Origin of the sequence: Pseudomonas pudica (assembly GCF_015680405.1) — a bacterium.
GTDB lineage: Bacteria > Pseudomonadota > Gammaproteobacteria > Pseudomonadales > Pseudomonadaceae > Aquipseudomonas > Aquipseudomonas pudica.
Genome location: NZ_JADLJS010000011.1, coordinates 62,465 through 87,827, shown reverse-complemented (window position 1 = coordinate 87,827; position 25,363 = coordinate 62,465). Strand labels below are relative to the sequence as shown.

Sequence of the window (25,363 nt, the reverse complement as noted above, 5' to 3'; positions counted from 1 at the left end):
CCGCTCCCACAGGTTTTGTACCACCCTCCGGTTCGGTGCAGTACCTGTGGGAGCGGGCTTACCCGCGAAAGGGCCAACTCAGCCACCGACCGCATCCCTCCAGAAACGCCTCTGTCGGCGCACACTCTCGACCTCCCCCAGCCTCCCCAGCACCAACCGCAACGCCCCCTGCTCCGCCGTGTCATGCATCACCACCCCATGCCGCCGATAACGTTCGACCACCTGCGCGTGCGGGTGCCCGAAGCTGTTGTTGCGCCCGCGCGAAATCAGTACCCCGCGCGGCGCCGTGGCGCGGATGAAGGCCTCGCTGGATGAACTGCGGCTGCCATGGTGCGGCGACTGCAACCAGTCGATCCACGGCGCTTCTGTGGCCGCAAGCCAGGCCCGTTCGGCAGCGGCTTCCATATCACCCGCCAGCAACAATCGCTCACCTTGCGCCTCGACCAGCAACACACAGGAGCGGTCATTGCTGCTCTGCCCATCAGCCCAGCGCCATAGCGAAAAGCGCACGCCATCCCATATCCATTGCTCGCCACTGGCACAAGGTTGCAGTTGCATGTCATCCGGCACTTCGCCGCCGATCACCCGTTTGACCGGCAAGCCACGCAGGATTGCGCCAGCACCACCGGCGTGGTCGGCATGAGCGTGGCTGACCAGCATCAGGTCCAGGCTACCCACCCCCAGCTTGCGCAAGGTCGGCAACACCACCCGCTCGCCCAGGTCGCTCTCTCCCCTGGCCGGCCCTGCGTCGTACAGCATGTTGTGATGCCGGGTGCGCAACAGTACCGCCAGCCCCTGGCCGACATCCAGATGCCAGACCTCGACCTGGCCGAACGGCAGCGTCTCCCGGGGTACCCATAGCGCCAGCAGCATCACGCCCCCCAACCCGCGCAGTGGCACGCCACGGGGCATCAAAACCAGCAGCGTACCCAGGCACACCAGCAGCCAGGCCCACAATGGCAGAACGGCTGGCAGCCACGCCGACTGCTGTTGGGCCACCAACTCCAGCAGCCGGAAAAGCACGTCGAGCAAACCACCCGCCAGCCACAACAGCACCTCCCCTACCTCGCCCAGCGGCAGCAGCAAGGCCCCCAGCAATGCCAACGGCAGCACCGCCAGGCTGACCCACGGCACCGCAACAAGGTTGGCCAGCGGCGCACTCAGGCTCACCGGCAAGCCCGTAGCCAGCAGCACCGGCAGCAAACCGATGGCAATCCCCCATTGCGCCCGCGTCCAGGCCTGCCAGGGCCGCCAGCCGCCCAGGCGTGCACTGAAGCAATAGCCAAGCGTGGCCACGGCCGCGAACGACAGCCAGAACCCGGGCAGCAGCGCGGCCAACGGCTCCACCAGTAGCACGGCAACCAGCGCCAGCAGCAACGGCAAGGCCGCACCAAGGTGGCGAAAACGCAGGCGCCAGAGCAACACCACGGCCAGCATCAGGCAGGCACGCTGCACCGGTACACCGCCACCAGCCAACCAACCGTAGGCCAGTGCCGCAGCCATGGCCAGGCCGCACGCCCAGGGCAGCCAGGGCAGCCGAGCGGGCCACAGCCCCCAACGCGCCAGCCCGGCAACCAGGCCATACAGCAAGCCGGCAACCAGGCCGATGTGCTGGCCCGAAATCACTAGCAGGTGCACCGTGCCGGTGGCCTGCAACGTTTGCCAGTCCTCCCGGGCCAGACCCGCCCCGTCGCCAATAACCAGCGCTACCAACGCTGCCTGCTGGCCATGGGCCTCGACTGCCAGCAGGCGCTGGCGCAGCGCATCGCGCCAACCGCCGGTTGCAGGCGCCAGCAACTGCCCGGCTTTGACCGTGCCGGTGGCCCCAACCCGGCGCGCCAGCAGTTGCGCCTCCCGGTCTGGCCCATACGGATTGAGCAGCCCGTCCGGGCGCTGCAAGGTCACCGCCAGCCGCCACTGCTCGCCCGCCCGCAGCGACGGCCCGTCGAACCAGCTCAGTTGCAGGCGCTGCGGCAGTTCTGCCCGCCGCGAGCGGGGCGCATCCAGCTCGAAGCGCACACCTTGCGCAGTCCGGGTCGGCAGGCCGACCACCTGGCCTTCAAGCCACAGGGTGCGGCCATCCAGCCCGGCGGCCAGGCGGTCATCCAGCGCCTGCTGCGCGGACCAGCAGGCCCAACACAAACCCAACAGAAAACAGCCCAACGGCCACAGCCGGGTGAACAGGCCGACGCCACCGGCTATAGCCAGCAGCACCAGCCATCCGACCGATGGCAATGCGGGGAGAAAGCCCAGGCACAACAGCCCGAGCGCGAGCGCAAGCATCCCTGTGCGCATAGAAGTAGAGCTCCAGAAGCGAAATCACCTTCTGAGGCATAGCCCAATTGCCGGCAGCGCTTGCTCAACAATTGTCACAAACTCTAAACGAGGCTGAACGGGAATCAGGGCATACTGCCCAGGTCAACGCTCCGGGAGCCTACATGCCGCGCCGACTTTTCAAACGCTACATGCCGGACCCGACCAGTATTCGGGAACACAAGTCCTTACGCTTTTTCGGCAAGTTGCTGCATGACCCGAACCTCTGGCACCTGAACCGCCATTCGGTGGCGAGGGCCATGGGCGTTGGCCTGTTCGCGGCGCTGATCCCGATGCCAGCGCAGATGCTGCTGGCCGCCGCACTGGCCATTCCGCTGCGCGGCAACCTGCCGATCGCGGTCAGCCTGGTTTGGCTGACCAACCCGCTGACCATGCCGCCGGTGTTCTTCGTCACCTACATGACCGGCGCCTGGCTGATGCAGGTGCCGCCGCGCACCCTGCCCGACGAACTGACTTTCCAGTGGATCACCGACCAGTTGTCGACGTTGTGGCAACCTTTCCTGCTCGGCTCGGTGGTGTGCGGGGTGGTGCTGGGTATCCTTGGCTACTTCACCACCATGCTCTACTGGCGCTGGTGGGTGGGCCGGCAGTGGCGTCTGCGCCAATGCCGGTGCAAGGCTTCAGGCACGCATGCCGCGGCCGCTGACCAGCAGGCGAACGCACACCACGTAGAGCACAGCGGTAGCGACCAGCATGAAGGTAATCGCCGTGCCAATGCTGATATCCGACACCCCTAGGATGCCGTAGCGGAACGAGTTGACCATGTGCAGCACAGGGTTGGCCAGCGACACGGTCTGCCAGAACGGCGGCAGCAGGTTGATCGAGTAGAACACCCCGCCCAGATAGGTCAGCGGCGTCAGCACGAAGGTAGGGATGATCGAAATGTCGTCGAAGTTGCGCGCGAACACCGCATTGACGAAGCCCAGCAGCGAGAAGATGGTGGCGGTCAGCAGCACCACGACCACCGTCACGCCCAGGTGGTGCACCTGCAGGTGGGTGAAGAACAGCGACAGGAAGGTCACGATCACGCCCACCGCCAGGCCACGCAGCACGCCACCCAGCACGTAACCGACGAGGATGGTGTGTGGCGAAACCGGCGACACCATCAGCTCTTCGATGGAGCGCTGGAACTTGCTGCCGAAGAAGCTCGACACCACGTTGCCGTAGGAGTTGGTGATCACCGACATCATGATCAGCCCCGGCACGATGTACTCCATGTAGGTGAAGCCACCCATGTCGCCGATCTGCCGGCCGATCAGGTTACCGAAGATGACGAAGTACAGAACCATGGTGATCGCCGGCGGCAGCAGGGTCTGCGGCCAGATACGCAGGAAGCGCCGCACTTCACGGTAGACGATGGTGTTCAGGGCGACCCAGTTGGTGCGCAGTTCCACACTCATACGGCCACCTTCGACAGGTTTTTTTCCACCAGGGACACGAACAGCTCCTCGAGTCGGTTGGTCTTGTTGCGCAGGCTCTGTACCTCGATGTTCTGCAGCGCCAGCTGGCCGAACAACGCCGTGATGCCAATGTCCTTGTCCACCTGCACTTCCAGGGTGTGCGGGGTCAGCAGCCGGCACGGGTAGCCCTGCAGCACCGGTGCAGTGGCCAGGTCCTGCTTGATGTCGAGCACGAAGGTTTCGACATGCAGCTTGCCCAGCAACTGGCGCATGCTGGTGTTCTCGACGATGGTGCCGTGGTCGATGATGCCGATGTTACGGCACAGCTGCTCGGCCTCTTCCAGGTAGTGGGTGGTGAGGATGATGGTGATGCCCTTCTGGTTCAGCTCGGTGAGGAAGCTCCACATCGAACGGCGCAGTTCGATGTCCACACCGGCGGTGGGCTCGTCGAGAATCAGCAGGCGCGGTTCGTGGATCAGCGCGCGGGCAATCATCAGGCGGCGCTTCATGCCCCCCGACAGCGAACGCGACTGTACGTCACGCTTGTCCCACAGGCCAAGCTGGGTCAGGTACTGCTCGGCACGCTCCTTGGCCACCTTGGGCGGGATGCCGTAGTAACCGGCCTGGGTCACGACGATGTCGAAGGTTTTCTCGAACTGGTTGAAGTTGAACTCCTGCGGCACCACGCCCAGGCAGCGTTTTAGCGGCGACGGCTCGCGGTCCAGGTCGTGGCCGAACACGTTGACCGTGCCGCTGGTCTTGTTGACCAGGGTGGAGAGGATGCCGATGGTGGTGGACTTGCCCGCGCCGTTGGGGCCGAGCAAGGCGAAGAAGTCGCCTTCGGCAACATCCAGGTCGATACCCTTGAGGGCCTGGAAGCCGTTGCCGTAGGTCTTGGTCAGCTGTCGGATGGACAGGGCGGAACTCATAGCGGGTCACTTACCGAGAAAAAGGTGCAGGACACGCCAGGTAAAGGCACTGGCGCAGTGAGTGCGGCCAATGGTGCTTGGCCTGGCCGCACAAGTACAGTCATGTGTATTGATAATGACTATCGAAGTAGCCGTGGTGTTCGATCAGGTCAGCGCAGTCATTACCGCTGCCTGGTAAGCAGGGCGGGCTTTCAGGCGCTCGTACCAGGCCTCCAGGTTATGCATCGCCGGGCGCTCGATGGGCATTTCGAACCAGGCATAGATGAAGCTACCCAGCGGGATATCACCCATGCCGATCTGGTCACCGGAAAGGTACGGTTGTTTGGCCAGGGCTTCGTCGGCAATGGCCAGCAGCTGGGCGCATTGCTTGTGCGCAGCGTTGATCGCCACCCAGTCGCGCTGGTCCTCCGGGGTGCGCAACAGGCCCCAGAACAGTGGGCGGAACGGCGTGGCGAAGGACGAGGTGGTCCAGTCCATCCACTTGTCCGCCAGGGCGCGCTGACGCGGGTCGTCCAGGTACCAGCCCTGCTCCGCACCGTATTCGGCGCACAGGTAGCGGACGATGGTATTGGACTCCCACAGGGTCAGGTCGCCGTCTTCCAGCATCGGCACCAGGCCGTTGGGGTTGCGGGCACGGTAGTGTGGCTCGTTGACCACGCCGAAGGCGCCGCCGGCGTCGATGGATTCGAAGTCCAGGCCCAGTTCGTGGGCGATCCACAGCGCCTTGCGTACATTGCTCGAATTCTTGCGGCCCCAGATCTTCAGCATGGCAACGTCCTTATGAATGCGGAGGAGGCACAGTCTACTCCAGAGTTTTATCGCCTGTACCGGCCTCTTCGCGGGTAAACCCGCTCCCACAAGGATCCCACCCGATCTCAGAGCGGTGCAGTACCTGTGGGAGCGGGTTTACCCGCGAAGAGGCCGGTACAGGCAAACATCGGACTGAAACTCCCACCGCTACACCCTGTCACTGTTCTGACCCTGCCGTTCACAGCGTTGCGTCTAAGCTGTCTGGGACGGCTCAAGCCCCCCTGGTTCCAAGGAGGACCGATTATGTTGCTGTTGTGGTTGGTAGTGCTGGTGATCGGCGCGGCGTACCTCACGCACCGGCGCCTGGCGCCCTTGCAGATTCTCGGCATCATGGCGGGCTATGTACTGCTGATGGGCATTTTCAGCAGCGCTCCTGGCTGGCTGCTGACCCTGCTCTGGATAGTGCTGGCACTGAAGGTCGCCCTGGTGGCGCTGCCGGAATGGCGCCGAAAGGTATTCACAGGCCCCGTGTTCAAGTGGTTCCAGCGCACCCTGCCGCCGATGTCGCAAACCGAGCGCGAAGCGATCGACGCCGGCACCGTATGGTGGGATGGCGAACTGTTCAGCGGCCGTCCCGATTGGCACACCTTGCTCGACTACCCGGCGCCGAAGCTGACCGAAGAAGAACAGGCCTTCATCGATGGCCCGACCGAACAGCTGTGCGCCATGGTCAGCGACTGGCAGATCGGCCAGGACATGGACCTGCCGGCCGAAGCCTGGGCACATATCAAGCAGCATGGCTTCTTCGCCCTGATCATCCCCAAGGAATACGGCGGCAAGGGCTTTTCAGCCTACGCACACTCCCAGGTGGCGATGAAACTGGCCACCCGCAGCGGCGACCTGGCCTCCACCGTGATGGTGCCCAACTCGCTCGGCCCGGCCGAACTGCTGTTGCATTACGGCACTGACGAACAACGCAACCACTACCTGCCACGCCTGGCGCGTGGCGATGAAATCCCCTGCTTCGCCCTCACTGGCCCGCTGGCCGGCTCCGACGCTGGCGCCATGCCTGACACCGGGGTGGTCTGCAAGGGGCAATGGAACGGCGAAGAGGTCATCGGCCTGCGCCTGAACTGGGAAAAGCGCTATATCACCCTCGGGCCCGTCGCCACCCTGCTGGGCCTGGCGTTCAAGGCCTACGACCCGGACCACCTGTTGGGCGAGCAGGAAGAACTGGGTATCAGCCTGGCGCTGATCCCTACCGACACGCCCGGCGTCGAAATCGGCAAACGCCACCTGCCACTGGGCGCCGCGTTCATGAACGGCCCCAACAGCGGCAAGGACGTATTCGTGCCGCTGGATTTCCTCATCGGTGGCCAGGCCATGCTCGGCAAGGGCTGGATGATGCTGATGAACTGCCTGTCGGTCGGCCGCTCCATCTCCCTGCCCGCAGTGGGTACCGGCGCTGCCAAGTACACCAGCCTGGTCACTGGCCAGTACGCCAACATACGCGAACAGTTCAATGTTCCCCTGGCTGCCTTCGAAGGTATCCAGGAGTCGCTGGCACGCATCGGCGGCAATGCCTGGCTGATGGACAGCGCACGGCTGCTGACCGCCAAGGCCGTGGACCTGGGCGAGAAGCCTTCGGTGCTGTCGGCGATCCTCAAGTACCACCTCACCGAGCGTGGCCGCGAGTGCATCAAGCACGCCATGGACGTGCACGGCGGCAAGGCCATCATCATGGGGCCAAACAACTATCTGGGGCGCAACTGGCAAGGGGCGCCGATCTTCATCACCGTCGAAGGCGCCAACATTCTTTCGCGCAACCTGATGATCTTCGGCCAGGGTGCCATCCGCTGTCACCCGTTCGTGCTCAAGGAAATGACCCTGGCCGGGCGCGAGGACCGCGATCAGGCATTGAGGGAATTCGACGACCTGTTGATGAAACACATCATGTTCGCCACGAGCAACGCGGCCAGCACGCTGGTGTTGAACCTCGGCCTGGGCCGCCTGGAAAGCGTACCAGGCGATGCCTTGAGCCAAGGTTACTTCCGGGCGCTCAACCGCCAGGCCGCGGCCTTCGCCCTGCTGGCTGACCTGTCGATGATGCTGCTGGGCGGCGCGCTCAAGCGCCGCGAACGCCTGAGCGCACGGCTGGGTGACGTGCTCAGCTACCTGTACCTGTCCAGCGCCGCCCTCAAGCGCTATCACGACCTGGGTTCACCGGAGCACATGCAGCCACTGTTGCGCTGGGCCGTGGAAGAAAGCCTGGGCCAGGCGGAAAACGCCCTGGACCGCCTGCTGGACAACTTCCCCAACCGCTTCGTCGGCTGTGCCCTGCGCGTGCTGGTATTCCCCTTCGGCCGCCGCCATACCGGGCCGAGCGATGAACTGGATGCCGAAGTCGCCGCACTGATCGGCCGCCGCAAAGGCGACCCGGCACTGGAGGAGCTGTTAGCGGGATGCTTCAGGCCACAGGCCGAAGGCGACCCGGTTGCGGCGTTGCAGCGGGCCAGTGATTTGCTGGACGAAACCGCCCCTGTGCAAAAAAGGCTGCATCAGGCCATCAAGGACGGCAAGTTCACGCCAGGCCATGGTCAGGCCACGGTCGAAGCCGCCATCGAAGTGGGCCTTCTGCAGCCGGCTGAGGGGCAACACCTGGTGGAAGCTGAACAGGCGCGCCGGAAAGTAATCGATGTGGACGCCTTCGACAAAGATCAGCTGAACCCCAAGCCAGGATGCATTCGCTGAGCTTAGGCAGAAAGTCAGAGTGCCGACAGAGCCGCAAAACGGCTCTGTCGGGAAGTTGCAAGCAGGAACAAAGTATCAACCGTTATATAGCGCTACAGCCTCCTCGGGCGAGTAGAGCGGCATGGGGATAACGGTGAACGCCCATAACAGAAGGCGGGGGTCGCTCGTGTCCCGCGCCCAGACGACAGAGAAGGAAGATGGATTGCTGGCGGCCGGGTTGAACACACCCGAAGGCGATAAAGTGCCATTACCCGAAACGACACCCCACTCGGTATCACCTTCCGGGACCGGCAGGTCTTTGCGCGCCTCAACGTCGTAGTACCAGAGTTCAAGTTTGAACTTGCCGTTTTCCAGGGAAGCCTTCAAATAATGCGTTTGCGGCGCATGGTATGTAGCAAATGTCGAGTATGCGCTTTCGCCATTTTGCGTGGCTTTGACCATATCAACCGTGAACCATTTAGGGACGCTGGAAATAACAGCGGCCGGGCGACCGGTCTTGTTTTTCGTACTCAGAACCGCACCAGATCCAGGACCAGCAGGAGGGTAATAGTACCGGGTGCTACCTTCTGTCTCCAGGCGCCCCAGCCGCTCGCCTTCCAGAACCCAGGCCGCCGTATCGGGACCTGGCAGTAGCAGCACAGCCTGTTTATCTTCGCCATTCGTAACGACACGCACCAACGGGTCGAGCGTCAATGCAAGCTTTTGTTGCCGAACGCCTTCACCCTGAGAGAATTGCTCCCCGGGGGGAATGGTATTCCGTGCCATAGGCACCTAATGAGGATTCGTAGGAACCATCTTTCCTCCTGAGCCGGGGAGGCGGGAAAACCAGAGTGGGAAGCCAGGTTTCATCTTCAGGAGCCTTGCCCTGCTTCACTTCAGGAAATGCTTGCTCGCTGAACAGGAACACCACGACGTTATCCACGAGCACGGTTTCGGACGAAGGCAGCGGGACCGGTTCCTGCCCAGCCAGCAAACCTGGGGTGAAATACTGGAAGGCCATTGCCGTTCCCTGATTGTACGGCTGGAAGAAAACACTCAACTCACGCAAGGTGTTTTTTATAGGCTGCTCAAAGGAATAAAGGTCGACACCGCGCTTGGTTTGATAACCCCGCTTCAGTTTCAACCGCAGCGTGTCTTCGCCGGTAAACGAAAAATCCGGTTCTACTCCCCACCCCAGGCGAACAGAGCCATCAACGCGATAAGCGACAGAGCTGCCAAGCGTGTCGGCCTTGATCGTCAGGACATGGCTGCCGTCATAGCCGTTATCCCTGATTTCACTCAACCACCCGACACTGCGCCCCGGCTCCAGGCGAAACGCAACCTCACGCTCGCTCAGCAGCCGTTTTTTCATGACGACAAAGTTGTCCGACCATGCCAGTTGCGGATGACCAAAAACCACGGACGCCACTTTACGCACATGGGCATCGGCCTGCCTGTCGAGCAGGAGTGCTTCGCCCGGCGTAAACTGATGCTTTGCGTAATATGCCTTCCAGCAATCGTTCAGCAGGGTGTACCACACCTGACCATAGGCAATGGGAAACGCCGCATTCGGTACCAGATAATTTGCGCGATACATGATGCTCTCCAGTTCAGGCCAGATGACCTGGCACCATTTGAAATCGCTTCGCCTTTTTCTTTCCACTGGCAAAAATGACAGGCCTCCAAGCACGCAAACCAACTGCACGCTGTCCAGGTAGGCGAACCTCATTGGGGTATACTCGTACTTTTGAGCTAGTCGAGGACCGCATCATGGCCACCCCCCACCTGCAATATCACCTGCAGTTGCTGCAGCATCTGCGCACCATTCTGGTGGCTGTGGCCGAGGCCGAGCAGGTACCAGAAGAAAGCCATGCATTGTTCCTCGAGCGCTTCGACGAACTGCTGAACCTGCTGCCTCAGGATCCACTGCATAGCCAGTACCTGGGGCAGGACCTGCTTTGCCAGGTCATCCAGCGCTATCCGCAAATCGCCCACCTTGTCCCCCGCGACCTGCTCTGGTTCTTTGGCGGTGATTGCCTGCACTTCATGCCCGATGAAGAGTTGAACCTCTATCAGCAACTTGAAGAGCGGCGCCATGAAGCCGAGCAGAACGGCGAATCCTTCGACTGGAATGTACAAAAACAGCTGATGACGGCGGCCCGGTAATATCCCATCAACCCCTTACGACACCTGTCGCGGCGCGTTCTCCACGCAGCAATGCGACTTCCCTTACAGCTTGCCTTTTGCGATCGACGATAGGCTTACGCATGCCGAGCCGACTTCCAGCCCCTGGACGCCGGCTCGACATACACCAACACGTCAACTCCCTATCTGGATCGCACCATGAAACGTATCCTTGCACTTTGCACGCTTGGCCTGGCCTGCAGTTCGGCCATGGCCAATACTGGCGTCATCAACTTCGAAGGCACCGTGACGGATGGCGGCACCTGCCCAATCAGCATCGTCAACCCAGGCGGCTCTCCCCTGCCGATGATCAACTTTGGCGACTTCCAGGCCAAGGACTACGCTAGCGCCGGCCTACAAACGGCGAAGAAACGGTTCGTGCTGAGTATCGACCCTGCTACATGCGCCAGCATGCCGTCCGACACGACCGTCACCTTCAATGCCAACTATCCCGACCCATCGGGCAAGCTGTATGGCCTGCAAACGGGCGTCGGCTACAGTGAGGGCTTTGCGATTGCCATCTACGACGCGAGCGGCGCTCAGCTCGATCCTGGCACCCCGTCTGCCAGCTACACTCTGGACCCTGCAAAACCCACTGAAATGAATTTCAACACCAATCTCCACACTACAAAGAAAGTGACCGAGGGAACAATCGCTTCCAGCGTGAGCTTCACGGTTGCCATTCCTTAAACCCGAACACGACAAGCGCGGCTCGCTGCGCTTGTTTCCATGCCTTTGTCAGATCACTTTTCATGCCTACTTCCCTATTGCGTCAGATTGTCCTTGCCACAGCCGTCACTAGCGCATTCATCTCCTCGGCCCAGGCGGCGCTCACCATCAGCGCCACACGCATCGTGCAGGCAAGCGACAAGCAAAGCAGTTCGATCACCGTTGCCAACCCCAGCACCCAGGCGTTCGCAGTGCAAAGCTGGGTGAATACCGACGTGGACGACGGTAGCATCGCCGTTCCATTGATAGCCTCACCCGCCTTGTTCCGACTTGACCCGGGCAAAGAACAGACCGTACAGATCAATCGCCTGCCCAATGACCTGCCAGATGACAGAGAGTCGTTGTTCTTCTTCAATGTGCAGGAAATCCCCCAGGTGCAGGATGAACAGGCGAACACCCTGACCATTGCACTGCGTACCCGGATCAAGCTGTTCTACCGCCCTGTGGGCCTGCAGGGTTCTGTGCAGGACGGTTTGAACGCCCTGCAATGGTCGGTACAACACAACGACGGCAAGGCACAGCTGGCCGTGCACAACCCCTCGCCCTACCACTACTCCTTCAGGAGCCTAGAGGTGGGCCAATCCACTGCGCGCAAAAGCATCCAAGCACGAGAGATGGTAGCCCCCAAAAGCACCCAGGCCTACGACCTGCCAACGTCGGCATTGGCCCCAGGCATGAAGGTATTCTTCACAACCATCAACGATTACGGCGGTATCACGAAAGAAGTGACGGCGCCGGTTTCCGGCTTGTGAAAGGTATCCCGGCTCAGGGTAACAAGAGCGGGCTCACCTTCGGGAACGGCACCGGAACGCCTTGCGCGAAAAACCTGACCTCAACGTGCAAAGTGAATTTCAAGTCGATTTTCAGCGTCTCCAGGAAGGACCTGGGCAGGACGACGTCGTTACCCATACCTATGCCTACGGATAGATCAGCGGTCTTGACTACGTAGTCTTTGAGCACCTGGAATGGCTCTGCTTCGTTATCATCAGCCAAGACCCCAGTCACCCATATGTCGACCAATTGCCCTTCAAGCATCAACGGCCAGGTATTCAACTTTACCGGAATACGGGCTGGCGCCCTGGAAAGTTCCAGGCTGGCATTGCTGACGCCTTCCAACTCGACCCTGGGCAACCCTTCGCTTACTCGCGAAATGTACAGATTGACCGGTGGCGACGGGTAATCGAGACGCTTGTCACCAGACGCCACAAACCTTACCTCAAGGCTGAGTGCCCCCTGAGCCAAGACGTTTTGCAGCGGAATCTCGAACTCACGCTCACGCCCCTGATAACCAGTCGTGGCTGAGTAGTAACCAGGATCGCCGGGTTTCCCCCACTCCACCCGCAGCCGCTCATCCGGGTAGACCACAGCCGAAGCCGGCACCACGACCAACAGTGGGGGCTCCAGGTCATCGAGCGCAAGGCGCAAATCATCATCTCTTCCCTCCGCCTGGGGAATGCTCGCCAGCGGAAAGGTTCGCGTGGCGGCCGAGACCCGCAACTTCAGAGGCTCGGAAAACGCACTGAGGTTGCCTGCCCTATCCTTGATCGCATAGTACAAGTAACGGTACCCATCGCCGAACCGGACAATCATTTCGCCGTCGAAATCGATGTAGAACGGCCCGCCAGTGTCGTCAATGCCGAATTCACCGACATCGTTCTTTTCAAATGGCTCGGTATCCCAGTAGTAGATGATCCTGTCACCGACAGCAGGCGTTGTGTAGCGGGCTACCTCGGTGCGCAGGCGCTGGCCGTGGTTTCTCAGGTAGCGCTCGGTGAGGCCGTCACGCTCGATCTCGTCCGGGTCTTCCAACACCGTCAGCCTGCCCTGGTCCGCGCCCAGTTCAGGCGGGGTGAGGTCAATCGACACGGTCAGCGTATCCGATGGGCTCATATCACAAAAGGCGTTGGTCACCTCATAACGCAATTGATGGGGCCCAGCGACAAGTCGTTCTTTTGGAACGCTCAGTATGAGATCCTCGGGCTGTACCGGGGTTTCCCACTTCTTGTCTTTCACAACCGGGAACTCATCCCAGAACAGCGTAAGCCATTCGGGCTCTCCAGGTCGCGGATCGGATATCGGCCACATGGGTACTTTGACGCGCAGGGGCTGCTGCGTTGCGGTGACCGGCAGCAGGTTTTTCTCGCCGCCGTCGATATCTTCGAGCAGCACCGGGACATCTACAGGCTTCAGCAACGCCCCAGGCTCGCTTGGCAGGGTACTCATCGGCTTCGCTCTCCCGAAGTGGAGGCCTCGACGGCCCCCACGGTTGGTGTTTACCAGCTGTAACGCACGCCCAGGTTCACACCCCAGGGTTGGTCGACGTGCTCGCCACGGCTGTGGTCGAGGTCGACATGCATTTGCAGGCGCTCTGCAACCGTAACCGCCAGCCCCGCCCCCAGTTCCAGGCGCGACCCCGACAGGTCATTGGCGAAACGGTTCTGGTTGACCTTCACATCGTTGTTGTTGATGAACTCATGCGCGTAGGCCGCCCGCAGGTAGGGCTGAATGACTCGTCCCTGTTGCATTTCGAAGTTACGGCCAAACGTTGCCCCCGCCTTGCCCAGCATCGAGCGCACGGCATCACCCTCGGCCTGCAGGTCGTTATCCAGCTGATATTTCTTGCCTTGTATGTAGGCGCTAGCCCACTGGGTGAATGGCTCGAAGAAATAACCGTGCTCCCATTCGATATGCCGCCCGAATTCGGCCGACACGCCAACACCATGGTTGTTGTAATGCCCCTTGGTGCGTGTGCCGTCACTCAGCGCCACTTTCGAATCATTATCGAAGCGGTTGAATTTCAGCACGCCATCGAAGTAATAGCCGCTGCTACGGTCCAGCCAGGTGCTGTACAGCCCCAGGTAGTAGCTGTCGATCTCGCCGCTGGTGCCACCGCTCAGGTCCAGGTCCGAGCGGCTATGGCCGGCTAGCACACCGAGCAGCCATTGACCGCCCCCAATGGGCAGCGGTGCGTCGGCCCCCAGCGAGAAGCCCTGCTGGGTTTGCTTGTAGGCGACGCCCGAGCTGGCGGCCACGTCATACTTGTTGCCGTACGCACGCATCCAGCCACCGGCCTTGCCATCATCCAGGCGCAATTCCCCCATACGGCTGCGCAAGCTGGTCAGCTCGCCATACCAGACAGTGGGCGCTGTGTTGAACAAAGCCAGCACCGAACGGGTGCCCGGGCTGATGATCTTGCGCGAGCCATCCAGCCACCAATCGTTGCCCTGCTTGGTCAGCTCGTAGGAAAATGCCCCCAGATCCACCGGCCCGTTGATCAACGAAAACGAGGCGCCACCATCTGCCGTCTGTACCACTTTCAGCTTGCCTTCCTGCTGTGGCTCTTCCCCGCTACTGCCAATCAACAAACCATGGTTGCCGCTGGATGTGCCCGTGACATCGAGAAAGTCGGTTTTCCCTTCGGCAAAGTCGGCATCCATGGCAAAATTGCCACTTCCTTGCAGGCTGCCGAGTGTCAGGCGCTGGTACTCGGTGGGTTTGCCGAACTGCACCGTGCCGCCGTCGAGGGCCAGGTCACCCACGGCGGCGTCATCGACCATTGTCCAGCGTGACTGATTGCCAATGGTCAGCTTCCCGACATTTTCCAACTGCCCGGTGAGGGTGGCCTGCTTGTCGAGCGTGACGGTAGCGCTGGAGCCTTGTTCAGCCCGAACGTTGCCCTCGAGGTTGCTGTTCTCGACAACCAGTTCGGCATTCGACTGGTTACGCACTTCAAGCAGGCTGCCATTGCTACCGCTCAGTTGCGAGCCGTTGCTGACCGTGATTTTCGCGGTCGCCGCGCCCAGCCTGCCGCCTTCCACCACGATGGCGGCCCCATCCTGCCCGACGACCTGCGAACCGTCCAGGTCAATGCGAGCTTGCCCCGTGGTGCCGTCGGCATTGACCAGAATGCCTTCCTGGGCACCGATGACCTGGCTACCCTGCGCGTCGAGCCAGCCATTGAATATCCGCACGCCAGCACTGCCCGAGCCCTGCACCCTGCTGCCAGCGAGGTGCAGCTCCGACATGCTGGCGACCTGCGCGCCCCTCAGCTTGCCAGTGACGGTGCTGCCGTTCAGCCAGGCCGCCGAACCACCAGCACTGCTGCGCGCCACGGTCAGGCCGGTACTCTCGCTGGCGATGGTGCTGCCATTGATCCGGGCTAGCGAGCCCCCCTCCATCAACACACCATCGTCCGCTGCAACGATCGAACTGCCGTTTAACTCCAGTTCACTTCCCTCACGCAAGAAAATGTGCTGGGTAGATGCGCCATTACCGGTCAGCTTCGCCCCATCCAACACCTGATAGCCGACCAGGGGACTGGAAGCGTCAATGACCGTGTCACGCTCGATGATCTGCTGGGCTGCCAGGAGATTGGCACCGTACAAACCAAAGGGCAGCACTGTTACGCAACAGGCCACGCTTCGGTAAAACCTCTGCACACTAAACGTGCTCTTCATATCAAAGCTCTCATGCGGCTCAAGTTCAGGCACAACCTTGGCGAACACAGGGAACCCCCCAGGCAAGTACCTACTTCGGCCAAGCTACAGGGAAGAAAAACACCGATGCATAGGAAAAGTCCTACAAATACCAGAGAAAAGACTGATATCGCGCAAAGCGCTTCGTGCACAATGCGCGACCCACCCAGTAACGGATCAGCGACTGAGATCGCAAACGCCCGATGGTGGAACGAAAGCAAGCAGAACCTTGGTCACTCCGGAAGGGATCTCTTCATCCGTTAAAATCGTATATTCGAAATTCGCTCTCGACCTTGTGTATTCCGGGTTGTCTGATCCTTCGTAAGTGGGAAGCACGTTTGTAGCGTAAGGAATACGGTAGGTGAAACCAGTAACGGGATGATCCTCATCGAGATCAACCTCCTCTTCAATCGTCACCTTTTCAATGATCTCCTCAGGGTCAACAGGCGTGCGACCGCGATAGACCCACCAATGAACTCTTATTTTGCTGAACTCACCATATTTCAGGTATTCGCTGAGATCCGGAATCAGCACTTCGACCGCAGCCCCGTCAGGGTGATCTTTTGTTGCCTGAATACTGGCACAGGTGACCGCACCGCTGTTCAAATGATCAAATGTTGCGTCGGGCGCCTTAATGACAATCGCATCGACCTTGACCTCGGTAACGACAGACCGCACGGGGTTAGGCACACCGGATCGCCAGACCTCGTAATACACAGGAACAGCGGGGTGATTGCCCACATTGAGAATAGTGTCCCAAGGCACATCATCCACCGTGATCGAGTCACCGGGTGTATCAGTTTCTTTTACTGTATAAGTACCTGCTTCTTCTCCACCCCAATAAAAGAACAGTTTGTCGTCTTTTTGAGCAAAACTGAAAAGTTTAAACTCCAGCGAGGCATCCAGGCCAGTATCCTTGCCATCCAGTTCATCACGCAGGCCACTCCCCTGACCGGTAACAACTGGCTTTGTCGCATCTGGATGAATGGGCAGCGGCCACTCCGGGTCAGGGCCTCCCGGATACAGGGTTTCGAAATTGACGACGATATCGGTATCGGCACCGCCCATCGGGTGGGTACCCCGCAGCAGTGTATAGCTGACCTTGGTAGCCACATTGCCTGGGCCCGAGCCGTACTCTTTCAACAAGACATCATCGGGCACCCTGATCCGAATGTACTCGCCTGGAGCAGAGCCAACCGTTTCGGCCGGCAGTTCCGCTCCCTGCCATGTGACTACAACGAGATCGGTGCTTTTCAAAGCGACATCCGCCTTCACCCAGACTTCAACACCTGCCTCGGCGTCAAGCTGGTCGATCAGGTAACCGTCTTCTGCCTTGGCAAGCGGTACAATGGGATCTTCAAAAACCGTGGGCAGCGTGCCAAGTGCCACTGCCACGCTCTGGTAGATGGAAAGGAGACTGACGTTGCCAGCCCGGTCAACCAGAACATATAAAATGAACACGCCACCGTCGCCCACCGCGCGAACAATGCTCGCATCGATAACTACGGGCTGTCCTTTGCCGGTTGTTACAACCTCCGCAACGTACTCGTCAAGATCCTCGAACTTTTCGGGAATACGGTTCATCCAGTACACATAGGCGGTATCCCCTTCCTTCCAATCTGAATGCCCCGGCAACTGAAGGGTCACTTTGTCACCGTCAGCCGCCAAGGACGCATCAGTCACCGCCGAAACAGGGGCGAATGGAGTGGGTGGCAGATGCTTGTAAGGCGGTACTGTGTCGAAAATCAAGACCAACGAATCCGATGTCGAAGATTCACCAAAGTCGTTCATGATCCACGTTCTAAAATAATGAGTGCCCTCCAAGCGCATCTGATCATGGTTTTTATCCAGCTTTATAGGATAAGGATCAGGGACAGGGTTATTGTAGAAATCTTTCACTTCCTCATAAAGCGTCGTCCAGACTCGCTCATCGCGCGAATGTTCGATACGCAGCGTGTCCTTTTCGGAATAAATCCACTTGGGCACGCTCAAGATAAAATCGAGCGCGTCTTCCTTCAAGTATTCACTGTATACCAGACCAGTGTCTTCATCGGCCAGCAGTGCCTCATGAATGATCAGGTCACCCAGACCACCTTGCAGCCCTGGAAGACGATCACGTTGCCATGCCGCAATTGCACGCCGGGATTGGATACGAAGCCATTCGGATGGCGAGTGTTTCTTTGTGGAGCTGCTCATGATTTTCTCTCTTCGTTGGAAAGCTGAAACCGAACCTGCTCGACGAAAAAACTAAGTCCTTGCCCTACCTGTGACAACTAGCATTTTTACCAGGTACCGAAGCAGGCATGCCCCTGCCTGCGCAATAAAAAAGGGGCTGCCATGCAGCCCCTCTGCCCGCGCCACGCTGAACAAGCAAACCAGCAGACCTGCTTGCGCCAACGGGTAACTATTGCATTTTCAGCTCAAGGTAATTTCGCGGGTCTACATAACCTGAAAACAGAAGCCTGAGCTTGTGTTGATTGCCGTAATTGTCCGTTACGGTAAACTTCACGGCGTCCTGCAACACCTTGCGGTATTCAGTACCGTGGTAGTCGTCCCAATAGATCAGGTTCGAAGTGCGCTCCAAGCTAAACAGCAGCGCACCGGATGTCACCTCCTCCTGGCCTTTGAAGTCATAATCAAGCCCCTTGAAGTTGACAGTTGGCTCCGCAGCCAGCAGTTGCAGTTCAGCCTGGTAATTCACGCCTGGTGGTATCTCCGCTGTATCATCAGGCCGCCATGGTTTGAACGCGCAGCCAGTAAAACTGACAAAGGTCTCATCGAGTTGCTCCGACTCCCACTTGATCATCGAATAGGTGTCAAATTTGACATCGACGAAGTGAATCCCTCTACCGGTCAACTCCCAGTAATCGGTGGTCGAGTGGTAATAATTGAAGCGATCGTCTTTGATGTCCTCACCGGGGCCACTCGCCACGCGCTTGCCCAGTTCTGGAAAACTGAACAGCTCCAGGCTTGTTTCGAGTGGCTTGATGCCCTCCAACTGAATTTCACCGAAACCTACCGTAGTATCGATCGAGTAATGCGTTTTCTTGGTATGCGCCTGGAATCTCGCCCTGAAATACGCCGTTTCCGCGACGCGTGAGTGCACATAGAACGTGACGACACGTCTACCTTCATCTTCCCCCGGAATGCGCTCCACGCCTTCGTCCTTGGGCTCCACCTCATGTCCAGGCTTGATTGGGATATAGTCATACCTGTCCTGACGCCGCCTGGTGAACATCCACTTGTTCGGGCTGTCTTCCGGAATACCTAGTTGATCTCCCGTCAAGTAAGGCACCGGGTTGTTAGCCTCATCCAGGAGTACCAGTGTATTGAGCTCCGTTTCATCCACCGGGTCCCACACCTCGTTGCCATAGTCGTCATTGAACGACTGGGTTTGCAGAATAACATCTATGCCAACCTGCCCAAGCCTGTTGGCGTACACTTGGTTTCTACTGTTATTGTTGAGCCGCAGGCTGAACTCTTTGAGGGTTTTCCACCGTTCGCTCAGCGCCAACGCTTGTGCCGGAGCAGGGGTTTGGTGCTCGATGATGACCGCGCCGGCGGAAGGCCCGTCAAATGCCACGACGACACTCGCTTCCTCGTCGGTTGAAGCCGGTGCTGTGTAATCCCCTGTAGCACTGATTTCGCCGGGACCAAACACGCGCCAATCAGCTGGTGCATCCCCCGGCAGGCGGAACCTCTGGATAGCGCCCGGCACTATGCGCGGGACAGGGTACGGCTCGACGTCGAGCACATGGCCAACCCCAAACAGTACGATGGTGGCATGGCCCGTTTTGTCGCCTTCGCTGACTTCGAGACGCTGCACACGGACGAAGGGTGGCTTATCCAACCTTGTTGGCTTGAAGGTTGCTTCCCGAGGGTCATTGCGGTCATACGCGATGGTACCGAACTCAGTCCCCAGCAATTTCCAATTGAGGCCGCTGCCGCCAGTTGCACGCAGGACAATCTCGTCCGAATAGTTGGGATACCAGGTGGTCACGCGCGGTGAAATCGTCAGCGGTTCCACAGACTCGATCACCAACGCTGACCGCGCTGCAGCATCAGCCTCCCCCGACACCTTGGCCGTCACTACCGTTACACGCTGAGCGCTGCCACTCTCCTCGACGGGCCTGGCTTGGTAGGCCTTGTCGGTAGCTGACCCTGCAGCTCGGGGGAAAGAGATGTCCCGCGCCTGCCAGTCATACATCTGGGCGCCGTTGGTCGTGAACGTGACACGCTCGCCCGCTGCGATGCTGCTCAGGCCCGGTGAAAGCCAAGCCATCCTGGCATTTGCCTTCAGATCACCAAAACCGATCAGGTCGTAAGGGCGATACTCTTCGGAGACATCCAGGGTCTGCCCGCCAGGCAGAACAAGTTGCGAGCAGATCCGGCGGCTTTGCTCCGTTGCAATCTGGGCCCTGAGCTTGCTAACCAGCAAAGCAGCGCCCACGTTTTCAGCCACGCTGTCGACCTTGCGCGGCAACAGGTACGGCATCGCACCAGGGATAAAGCCTCTTTCCCTTGTACCCGACATTTGCATCAGGAACAGGGCGGCCCCATCACTCTCTGGTGAACTTCCGGTGCCAGCACCCTCCGGAGCCCTTTGGGTAATAGGGGTAATATCAACAATGCTGAAGGCATCCTTGAAGTGCGGCATTGAGGTCAAGAACACAAACGGCTGTTTGAACGCTGATTGAGCCATCAGCTGCTTTAGCATGAATTCCCCCATCGGCTCTGCCGCTTCCGACGAAAGCTTACAGCTCGGATTCGTTGCACTGCCTAAATCGAGTGCGAACTGGAGTTGTCTCTCGCCCGGCGCCTCCACCGGCAATATCACCAGATTGGCCGAGAACTCCAGCCGCTGGCCGAGGCCTGGTACCAGCCGATGAATCCTACGCAGGTGTTTCACCGTACCTGGAGCCACCGACCAGTTCTCGCATCGGCCTGCAATCAGCTCCATCTGCACAACGACCTTGTTGGTCTGGCCTGAGGCTTGTTCAAAGGACAAGGACGGCGGGCCGAACATCAGGCCTTCGAAAATCAACTGGTCATATCGACGCTCATCAAGATAATAAGACCCAGCAATGGGAGGAATGAAATCGTTTTGGCTCAAGCGGTCAGAAAACGTGTTCTGCAGTAATGCCGTGAGCGTATCACGCCCAAGCGCAAGGACCGCTCCCCAATCGTAATTCATCGGCCCCTTGCCAAGTTCAGAGAGCAATGCTGATTTAGTATTAACGGCCATGATCAGACCTCCCCTCATTAGATTCAACGGCAATGGCGCGCTTGGCGGTGTTGGTCAACACTATGACCGAGTATGACCAGATAGGGTTACGTGCATTAACCCTTTCTCGGGACGCAACAATAATATAAGGGCCCTCGGAGTCTTGTATTTCATAATAACCCGTACTGGAATCGATGGTGCCTTCTCCCCGCAGCACGGCCCATTTTGTTTCCGCAGGTTCAAGTGAAACTTCCTCACCATACTCGGCATCGAAGTACCAGAGTTCCAGCTTAACGATACTTTTGCCTCCGTGTTCAGCCTGTACGGCCTTGATAGAACCAGACGCGGTACTCCAAGGTAAGATGATATCGATGCTCTGTTTCAGCCCACCGGCCGAAACCTCCACCCGGTCCAGATGAACAAGCGCCTCCACCTCGCCAGGCTCCCCCGGCGCCCTTTTGGGGGACAGATAAACGCGTACGTTCTTGCCCTCGGGAATATCCAGACCGTCGCCATCCATGGGCTCACGTTGGGAACCCTTGCTGCCGGCGGCCATGGACCAGGTCAGATCGTTCTTGATGTCACCACCTACCAGAAGATAGCGTGGGGTCGGCACGTCTTCTTTATCCGGGTCAAACTGCGCAACCAAGAAATATGGATATATGGAAATGCTTGCCGGCACGACGGTCACCAATGCGCTGCTCTGTTTATCTCCAGCAGTAGCCGTAACAATCACTCGCTTGTAGGCACCCTCGATCTCACTCGCCGATGGTGGGGTGTAAAGCCCTTTTACAATCGTGCCAAGTTTCTCGGACGACTCATTCGGTAATGCCCTGAGCGTCCAAACCACTTCGCCGAGGTCTTCTGGCAAATCGTCATACTTGAAGGTGTCACCTGATACAATCGTTTTTTCAAATGGAGTCAATGCCAAAGCGTATTTCGGGGTCAGATCTCCCATCAGCGCGAAATCATCGGCGAACTCGCCATCACGAGGCGTGGCAACATCCTCGCTTCTGAAAATCAGACCATTGAGGCGGAATACATCCACCTCTATACCCGCTTTATCCAAAGCGCTGGTCATACTTCTGAACGTAGCCCGGATAGGGTCAATGAACGCGTTTTTACATTTTGTCAGCACATAGTATTCTGCACCCATATTGAAGCCACTCTCAACATCCGTTGTAATGTCCGCCTCTTCTACAACGGCCCCAGCTTCAACTCTCAACGAACCATTCTCCAGAAGCTTGACTGGATAATCTTTTTTGAAGTTTATTTTTACTCTGCCTGGGCGATCAGCTGTAGTCCACACACTACCCCAACTGAGAAAGGTACATTCAAAATGCACAGGGGTGTCAACCGCAACACCCATTGAAATCTTACCATTGCTAAATTTGATATAAATTTTTACATCATTAAAACTAAGCCCCGAATGATACTGATAACTGTAAGTCCACCCTCCTTCCGTATAGCCTGGTTCCTGTCCATAGTCGATGTCCTCGGTGGGAATATTAAAAATAGAGGCATCAAACGTCATCTCCCGATAAAAACCTGATACATCAGGCTCCAGCTTGTACTCAAGCCCCGAAAACTCCGGCATCGCCGTGATTCGCTTTACCAAGACCTGCTGCACCCAAGCTTCATTGGACAACATGATACCCATCGAGTAGGGGGCGTCACTAGAATCCCTAGGTTCGAACAGATAGTAAGGAATATCGCTATTATTGTCCGGGAAGTTACCAACTACGGAGGGCGAAAAAGAAATACCCACGTAAATTGCCCCTTCAGGGACTTCCTCCTCACTGACCTGACTTAGTTCCTTCGCCCCCTTCAGCGGGTGCGTGCGCACCCGGAACCTGGCAGGATTGAGCTCACCCTCAACAGGTTTGAGAACGTTCAGTTCCCATACCTGCTTGTCTTTCGGCCATTTTTCTTTAAAATATTTATGAATCGCCGCTCCCAGCTTCTGGTTCATCTCTTCCCAGCCGGTGGCCTCGAATGTGTATCCCATACCATTCGATAGATCGAGTATTACAACCCCCTCTTCACTGACCAAACCGTCACCGGTTTCCTTGAGCCATATATCCATGCGGACCGTGGGTGCGGTCAAGGGGTCCATAAAGGAGTAGTTGATCAATTCCGGCTGAGCACTACCGGGAGATTGCCGATACTCTTTGATAAGACCACCCAGCACATTCATGCTCAAACGGGCCTTTGACGTTGCAAGATCAGCGTTTGCGAAGGAAAGAACAGGTCGATCCAACTGCATGTTCTCTATTTCACGCCAAGCACCATTCTCAACGTCGGTTTTCAGACTGATCAAAGGCAGCCATTCTCCGCCGATGAGAAATTCCAGATGTTCCTGCGCCAGTATCGCATTGGTTCTCCAGCGGTCCAAAATCAACACTGCATGCCATCCAAACGTGCATGGGCCCTGATCCATATACTTACGAAACTGTGCTCTCGTGGGTCGCGCCATTATTGTATCCTCCGATAATGAACACCCAGTGCAGGCCTTCAGGCTCAAGCTGACCCTGGACCCGACTGGGCATGAATAAATCAACTCAAGGTTGCAAAGTAGGCGCCAAACTCTTCAAATTGATGTAATGGGCCCCGCCGTCAAGACTCAACCGTACATGCAACGTAAAGCGCGTTTCGAATTTCAGCCTTTCCAATATTTTTTGCTTGTTTAACTTTGCCTTGATACCATTTTCTGCCTCCTCCCCGGTAACAGGCTCAGACGCGTCACGGATAATCTCTTTCAGCTCGCCATCTGCTTCGCCCGGATTTTCAGGCGGTGTCACGCCGGTTATTGACAACTCGATCAAATCGCCTTTGCGAGCAAATGCCCAATTATCCAATTCAAGATCGGCGCCCTCTTCGGGCACTTCTGACAAGTACAAGTTACCGCCAGCCATCGACGGATTCACAATTGCAATTTGCGGATATTCACCTATCGGCACGGGTGTGATACGCAGGTGATAGGGATCGGACTCGCTCGGGTCGCCATCGCCGTATACCTGGTACACCACTTCAAAACGCCGGCCCTCATCGATCGGGCCCCGGCCCATGTTCGCTGGCACGTATTCGGCCGGGATGTGGAAGCGAAGCGGATTGTCGACATCAGGCGTTTTGGCGATGTACTCGCCGTACTCAGGCCAGCCGCGCCATTCGACTTCCGCCCGTTCGCCCGACAACAGCACGCCGTCCGGGAGTTTCACCCAAACCCCGCTGAGCCCATCGTTGGCATCCAGTGTGCCGCGGTCCTTTGCGTCCGGGGTTGCCTTGATGACGTCCGGTGCAGACAGTACGCGCATGATGCCTATCTTGACCGACAGCTCGAGTGAACGCTGCCCGGCGCCTTCACGACCATAATGGTAGGAAAGCCTGACGGTCGCTCCCTGGTTCTCGGCCAGGTAATCGAACGGGATATGAAAAGAGACATCACCTACGACTTCAGTACTGGCATCCACGCGAATGGTCTGCAGGAAATCGCGCACAGGGCTACGCCAGCTCAACGTGACCCGATCCGCGATCGCCATGTCGGGGTAACCCTTCACGACGATCGTCAAACCATTCCTGAAGTGTTCAGGGTGCAGTTCGTCACCCGGAACATGGCCTTCGATAATGGGTTCAGGCAAGTAACCAGGCAAGGGTGCGCCAGAGTCGATTTCGAATATCTGCTTGGGTGACTTGGCTGTTTTCCCATTAACGAAATCAATTTCATAATCGACTTCAGCACGACCTGGGTCGATAAACCGAAACACATTCTTGCCGACGGTGAAGGTCAGGGCCTTGTTATCCAGATGCTCTTTAGTCACCTCCAATTGATCGGTGATAGGCGTTTGCGGATTGCCATCCTCATCGAACCCCATCAAGGTGAACTTGATGATGTCACCTATTGTCTGCGTTTGATAAGAAGGCACGACAAATGTCACCCCTGCCGCATCCAGATCATCGGGTTGTATGTACAGTTTGTGCGATTCAAGCGCGAGAGCGACAGGCAAGCCCTCGGGATTTTCCGCTGCCCTTAGCCCAATGAAAGAGAACACCCGACGTGACTTCAGGATCTCGGTCCCGGTGTCCACGGTATAGGAATAAAGTGACTCGCCGTCTTTGGCCGCCTTAACAATATCATTTCTGATGAATACCTTAAGCCCATTCTTTACGTCATCCTCCGAAGGGAAATGGTCACCCTTGTCATCAAAAGACTCGCCGGAAGCGTTTACGCCCCACCAATCGGTAGAAACTACATGTGTCGTGTCCATGCCGTCGTACTTGATGACAGTTTCCAGTTTGTCCGTACCCAACTTCTCAAGATCGATCTCTTTCCTGTCATTTCGCAAACGGATGAAAGGCTCTTCCAGCCCGTCAAGCTTTTTACTCATAACTGCTTCCTCGCTCTCGCACCCGGGCTGACCAACTGCCTGCAGCAGCGGTCAAATCAATCGAATGCGAGGAAGTTATAGAGGCTATGTTCCAGCCTCACAACTAGCAGAAATAACAGGTGCTCGCGCCGCGGACAGCATCCGCAGGCATAGGCCTCGTGCATCCACCTATCAAATTTGCCAGGTGTCGGCGCACGCCAGATTTTCTACTCTGCACCTGCAA

The 25,363-nt window shown here is 58.2% G+C and carries 16 protein-coding genes and 1 pseudogene; 5 read left to right on the top strand and 12 right to left on the bottom strand.

All coding sequences use genetic code 11. From position 1 onward, the window contains the following. Positions 1 to 78: 78 nt before the first annotated feature. The gene (locus IRZ77_RS11005; RefSeq protein WP_196173494.1) at positions 79 to 2,295 is read right to left on the bottom strand and encodes a DNA internalization-related competence protein ComEC/Rec2; all 2,217 of its coding nucleotides are present in this window, start codon (positions 2,293 to 2,295) and stop codon (positions 79 to 81) included. Positions 2,296 to 2,438: 143 nt separating this feature from the next. On the opposite strand from IRZ77_RS11005, the pseudogene IRZ77_RS11000 reads away from it, so the two are divergent. Continuing rightward, positions 2,439 to 2,945 (top strand): annotated as a pseudogene (locus IRZ77_RS11000) (DUF2062 domain-containing protein); the annotation flags it as partial. 9 nt (positions 2,946 to 2,954) lie between these two features. On the opposite strand, the gene IRZ77_RS10995 reads toward IRZ77_RS11000, so the two are convergent. From IRZ77_RS10995 to IRZ77_RS10985, 3 genes are all read right to left on the bottom strand, one after another. Next, on the bottom strand, positions 2,955 to 3,734 hold the full coding sequence (locus IRZ77_RS10995) for an ABC transporter permease (protein ID WP_046617070.1): 780 nt from the start codon (positions 3,732 to 3,734) through the stop codon (positions 2,955 to 2,957). Continuing rightward, the gene (locus IRZ77_RS10990) at positions 3,731 to 4,663 is read right to left on the bottom strand and encodes an ABC transporter ATP-binding protein (protein WP_153671226.1); all 933 of its coding nucleotides are present in this window, start codon (positions 4,661 to 4,663) and stop codon (positions 3,731 to 3,733) included. The genes IRZ77_RS10995 and IRZ77_RS10990 overlap by 4 nt, the downstream gene beginning before the upstream one ends. A gap of 144 nt (positions 4,664 to 4,807) precedes the next feature. After that, positions 4,808 to 5,431, bottom strand: a complete 624-nt coding sequence (locus IRZ77_RS10985) for a glutathione S-transferase (RefSeq protein WP_046617068.1) — start codon at positions 5,429 to 5,431, stop codon at positions 4,808 to 4,810. Positions 5,432 to 5,716: 285 nt separating this feature from the next. On the opposite strand from IRZ77_RS10985, the gene IRZ77_RS10980 reads away from it, so the two are divergent. Then, positions 5,717 to 8,164, top strand: coding sequence for an acyl-CoA dehydrogenase (locus IRZ77_RS10980; protein WP_108480093.1), 2,448 nt, complete (start codon positions 5,717 to 5,719; stop codon positions 8,162 to 8,164). A gap of 75 nt (positions 8,165 to 8,239) precedes the next feature. Here IRZ77_RS10980 and IRZ77_RS10975 read toward each other — a convergent pair whose 3' ends face one another. Both IRZ77_RS10975 and IRZ77_RS10970 read right to left on the bottom strand, forming a co-directional pair. Further along, positions 8,240 to 8,857 (bottom strand): hypothetical protein, encoded by a 618-nt coding sequence (locus IRZ77_RS10975; protein ID WP_146190365.1) that lies wholly within the window; start codon positions 8,855 to 8,857, stop codon positions 8,240 to 8,242. Positions 8,858 to 8,882: 25 nt separating this feature from the next. After that, positions 8,883 to 9,872 carry a hypothetical protein gene (locus IRZ77_RS10970; RefSeq protein ID WP_108480091.1) on the bottom strand — a complete coding sequence of 330 codons (990 nt, stop codon included), beginning with the start codon at positions 9,870 to 9,872 and terminating at the stop codon, positions 8,883 to 8,885. A gap of 41 nt (positions 9,873 to 9,913) precedes the next feature. Here IRZ77_RS10970 and IRZ77_RS10965 point away from each other — a divergent pair, with 41 nt between their 5' ends. The 3 genes from IRZ77_RS10965 (at position 9,914) to IRZ77_RS10955 (ending at position 11,808) form a co-directional block, all read left to right on the top strand. Next, a complete protein-coding gene (locus tag IRZ77_RS10965; RefSeq protein ID WP_108480090.1) occupies positions 9,914 to 10,309 on the top strand; it encodes a PA2817 family protein in 396 nt (131 codons plus the stop codon). 177 nt (positions 10,310 to 10,486) lie between these two features. Then, the gene (locus IRZ77_RS10960) at positions 10,487 to 11,017 is read left to right on the top strand and encodes a fimbrial protein (protein ID WP_108480089.1); all 531 of its coding nucleotides are present in this window, start codon (positions 10,487 to 10,489) and stop codon (positions 11,015 to 11,017) included. 62 nt (positions 11,018 to 11,079) lie between these two features. Continuing rightward, the gene (locus tag IRZ77_RS10955; protein ID WP_108480088.1) at positions 11,080 to 11,808 is read left to right on the top strand and encodes a fimbrial biogenesis chaperone; all 729 of its coding nucleotides are present in this window, start codon (positions 11,080 to 11,082) and stop codon (positions 11,806 to 11,808) included. A gap of 13 nt (positions 11,809 to 11,821) precedes the next feature. Here the strand turns inward: IRZ77_RS10955 and IRZ77_RS10950 are convergent, their stop codons facing one another. The 6 genes from IRZ77_RS10950 to IRZ77_RS10925 form a co-directional block, all read right to left on the bottom strand. After that, complete coding sequence (locus tag IRZ77_RS10950) at positions 11,822 to 13,279, bottom strand: hypothetical protein (protein WP_108480087.1); 1,458 nt, start codon at positions 13,277 to 13,279, stop codon at positions 11,822 to 11,824. A gap of 50 nt (positions 13,280 to 13,329) precedes the next feature. Beyond that, entirely contained in the window at positions 13,330 to 15,456 is a 2,127-nt protein-coding gene (locus IRZ77_RS10945) for an autotransporter outer membrane beta-barrel domain-containing protein (RefSeq protein ID WP_258229912.1), read from the bottom strand. Between the two features lie 252 nt (positions 15,457 to 15,708). Next, positions 15,709 to 17,727, bottom strand: a complete 2,019-nt coding sequence (locus IRZ77_RS10940; RefSeq protein ID WP_146190364.1) for a hypothetical protein — start codon at positions 17,725 to 17,727, stop codon at positions 15,709 to 15,711. A 208-nt stretch (positions 17,728 to 17,935) separates the two neighbouring features. After that, positions 17,936 to 20,776 carry a hypothetical protein gene (locus IRZ77_RS10935; protein WP_108480083.1) on the bottom strand — a complete coding sequence of 947 codons (2,841 nt, stop codon included), beginning with the start codon at positions 20,774 to 20,776 and terminating at the stop codon, positions 17,936 to 17,938. Further along, positions 20,766 to 23,159: a hypothetical protein gene (locus IRZ77_RS10930; RefSeq protein ID WP_146190363.1), complete on the bottom strand. Its 2,394-nt coding sequence runs from the start codon at positions 23,157 to 23,159 to the stop codon at positions 20,766 to 20,768. The genes IRZ77_RS10935 and IRZ77_RS10930 overlap by 11 nt, the downstream gene beginning before the upstream one ends. 157 nt (positions 23,160 to 23,316) lie before the next feature. After that, positions 23,317 to 25,140 (bottom strand): hypothetical protein, encoded by a 1,824-nt coding sequence (locus tag IRZ77_RS10925; RefSeq protein WP_108480081.1) that lies wholly within the window; start codon positions 25,138 to 25,140, stop codon positions 23,317 to 23,319. Positions 25,141 to 25,363: the final 223 nt, after the last annotated feature.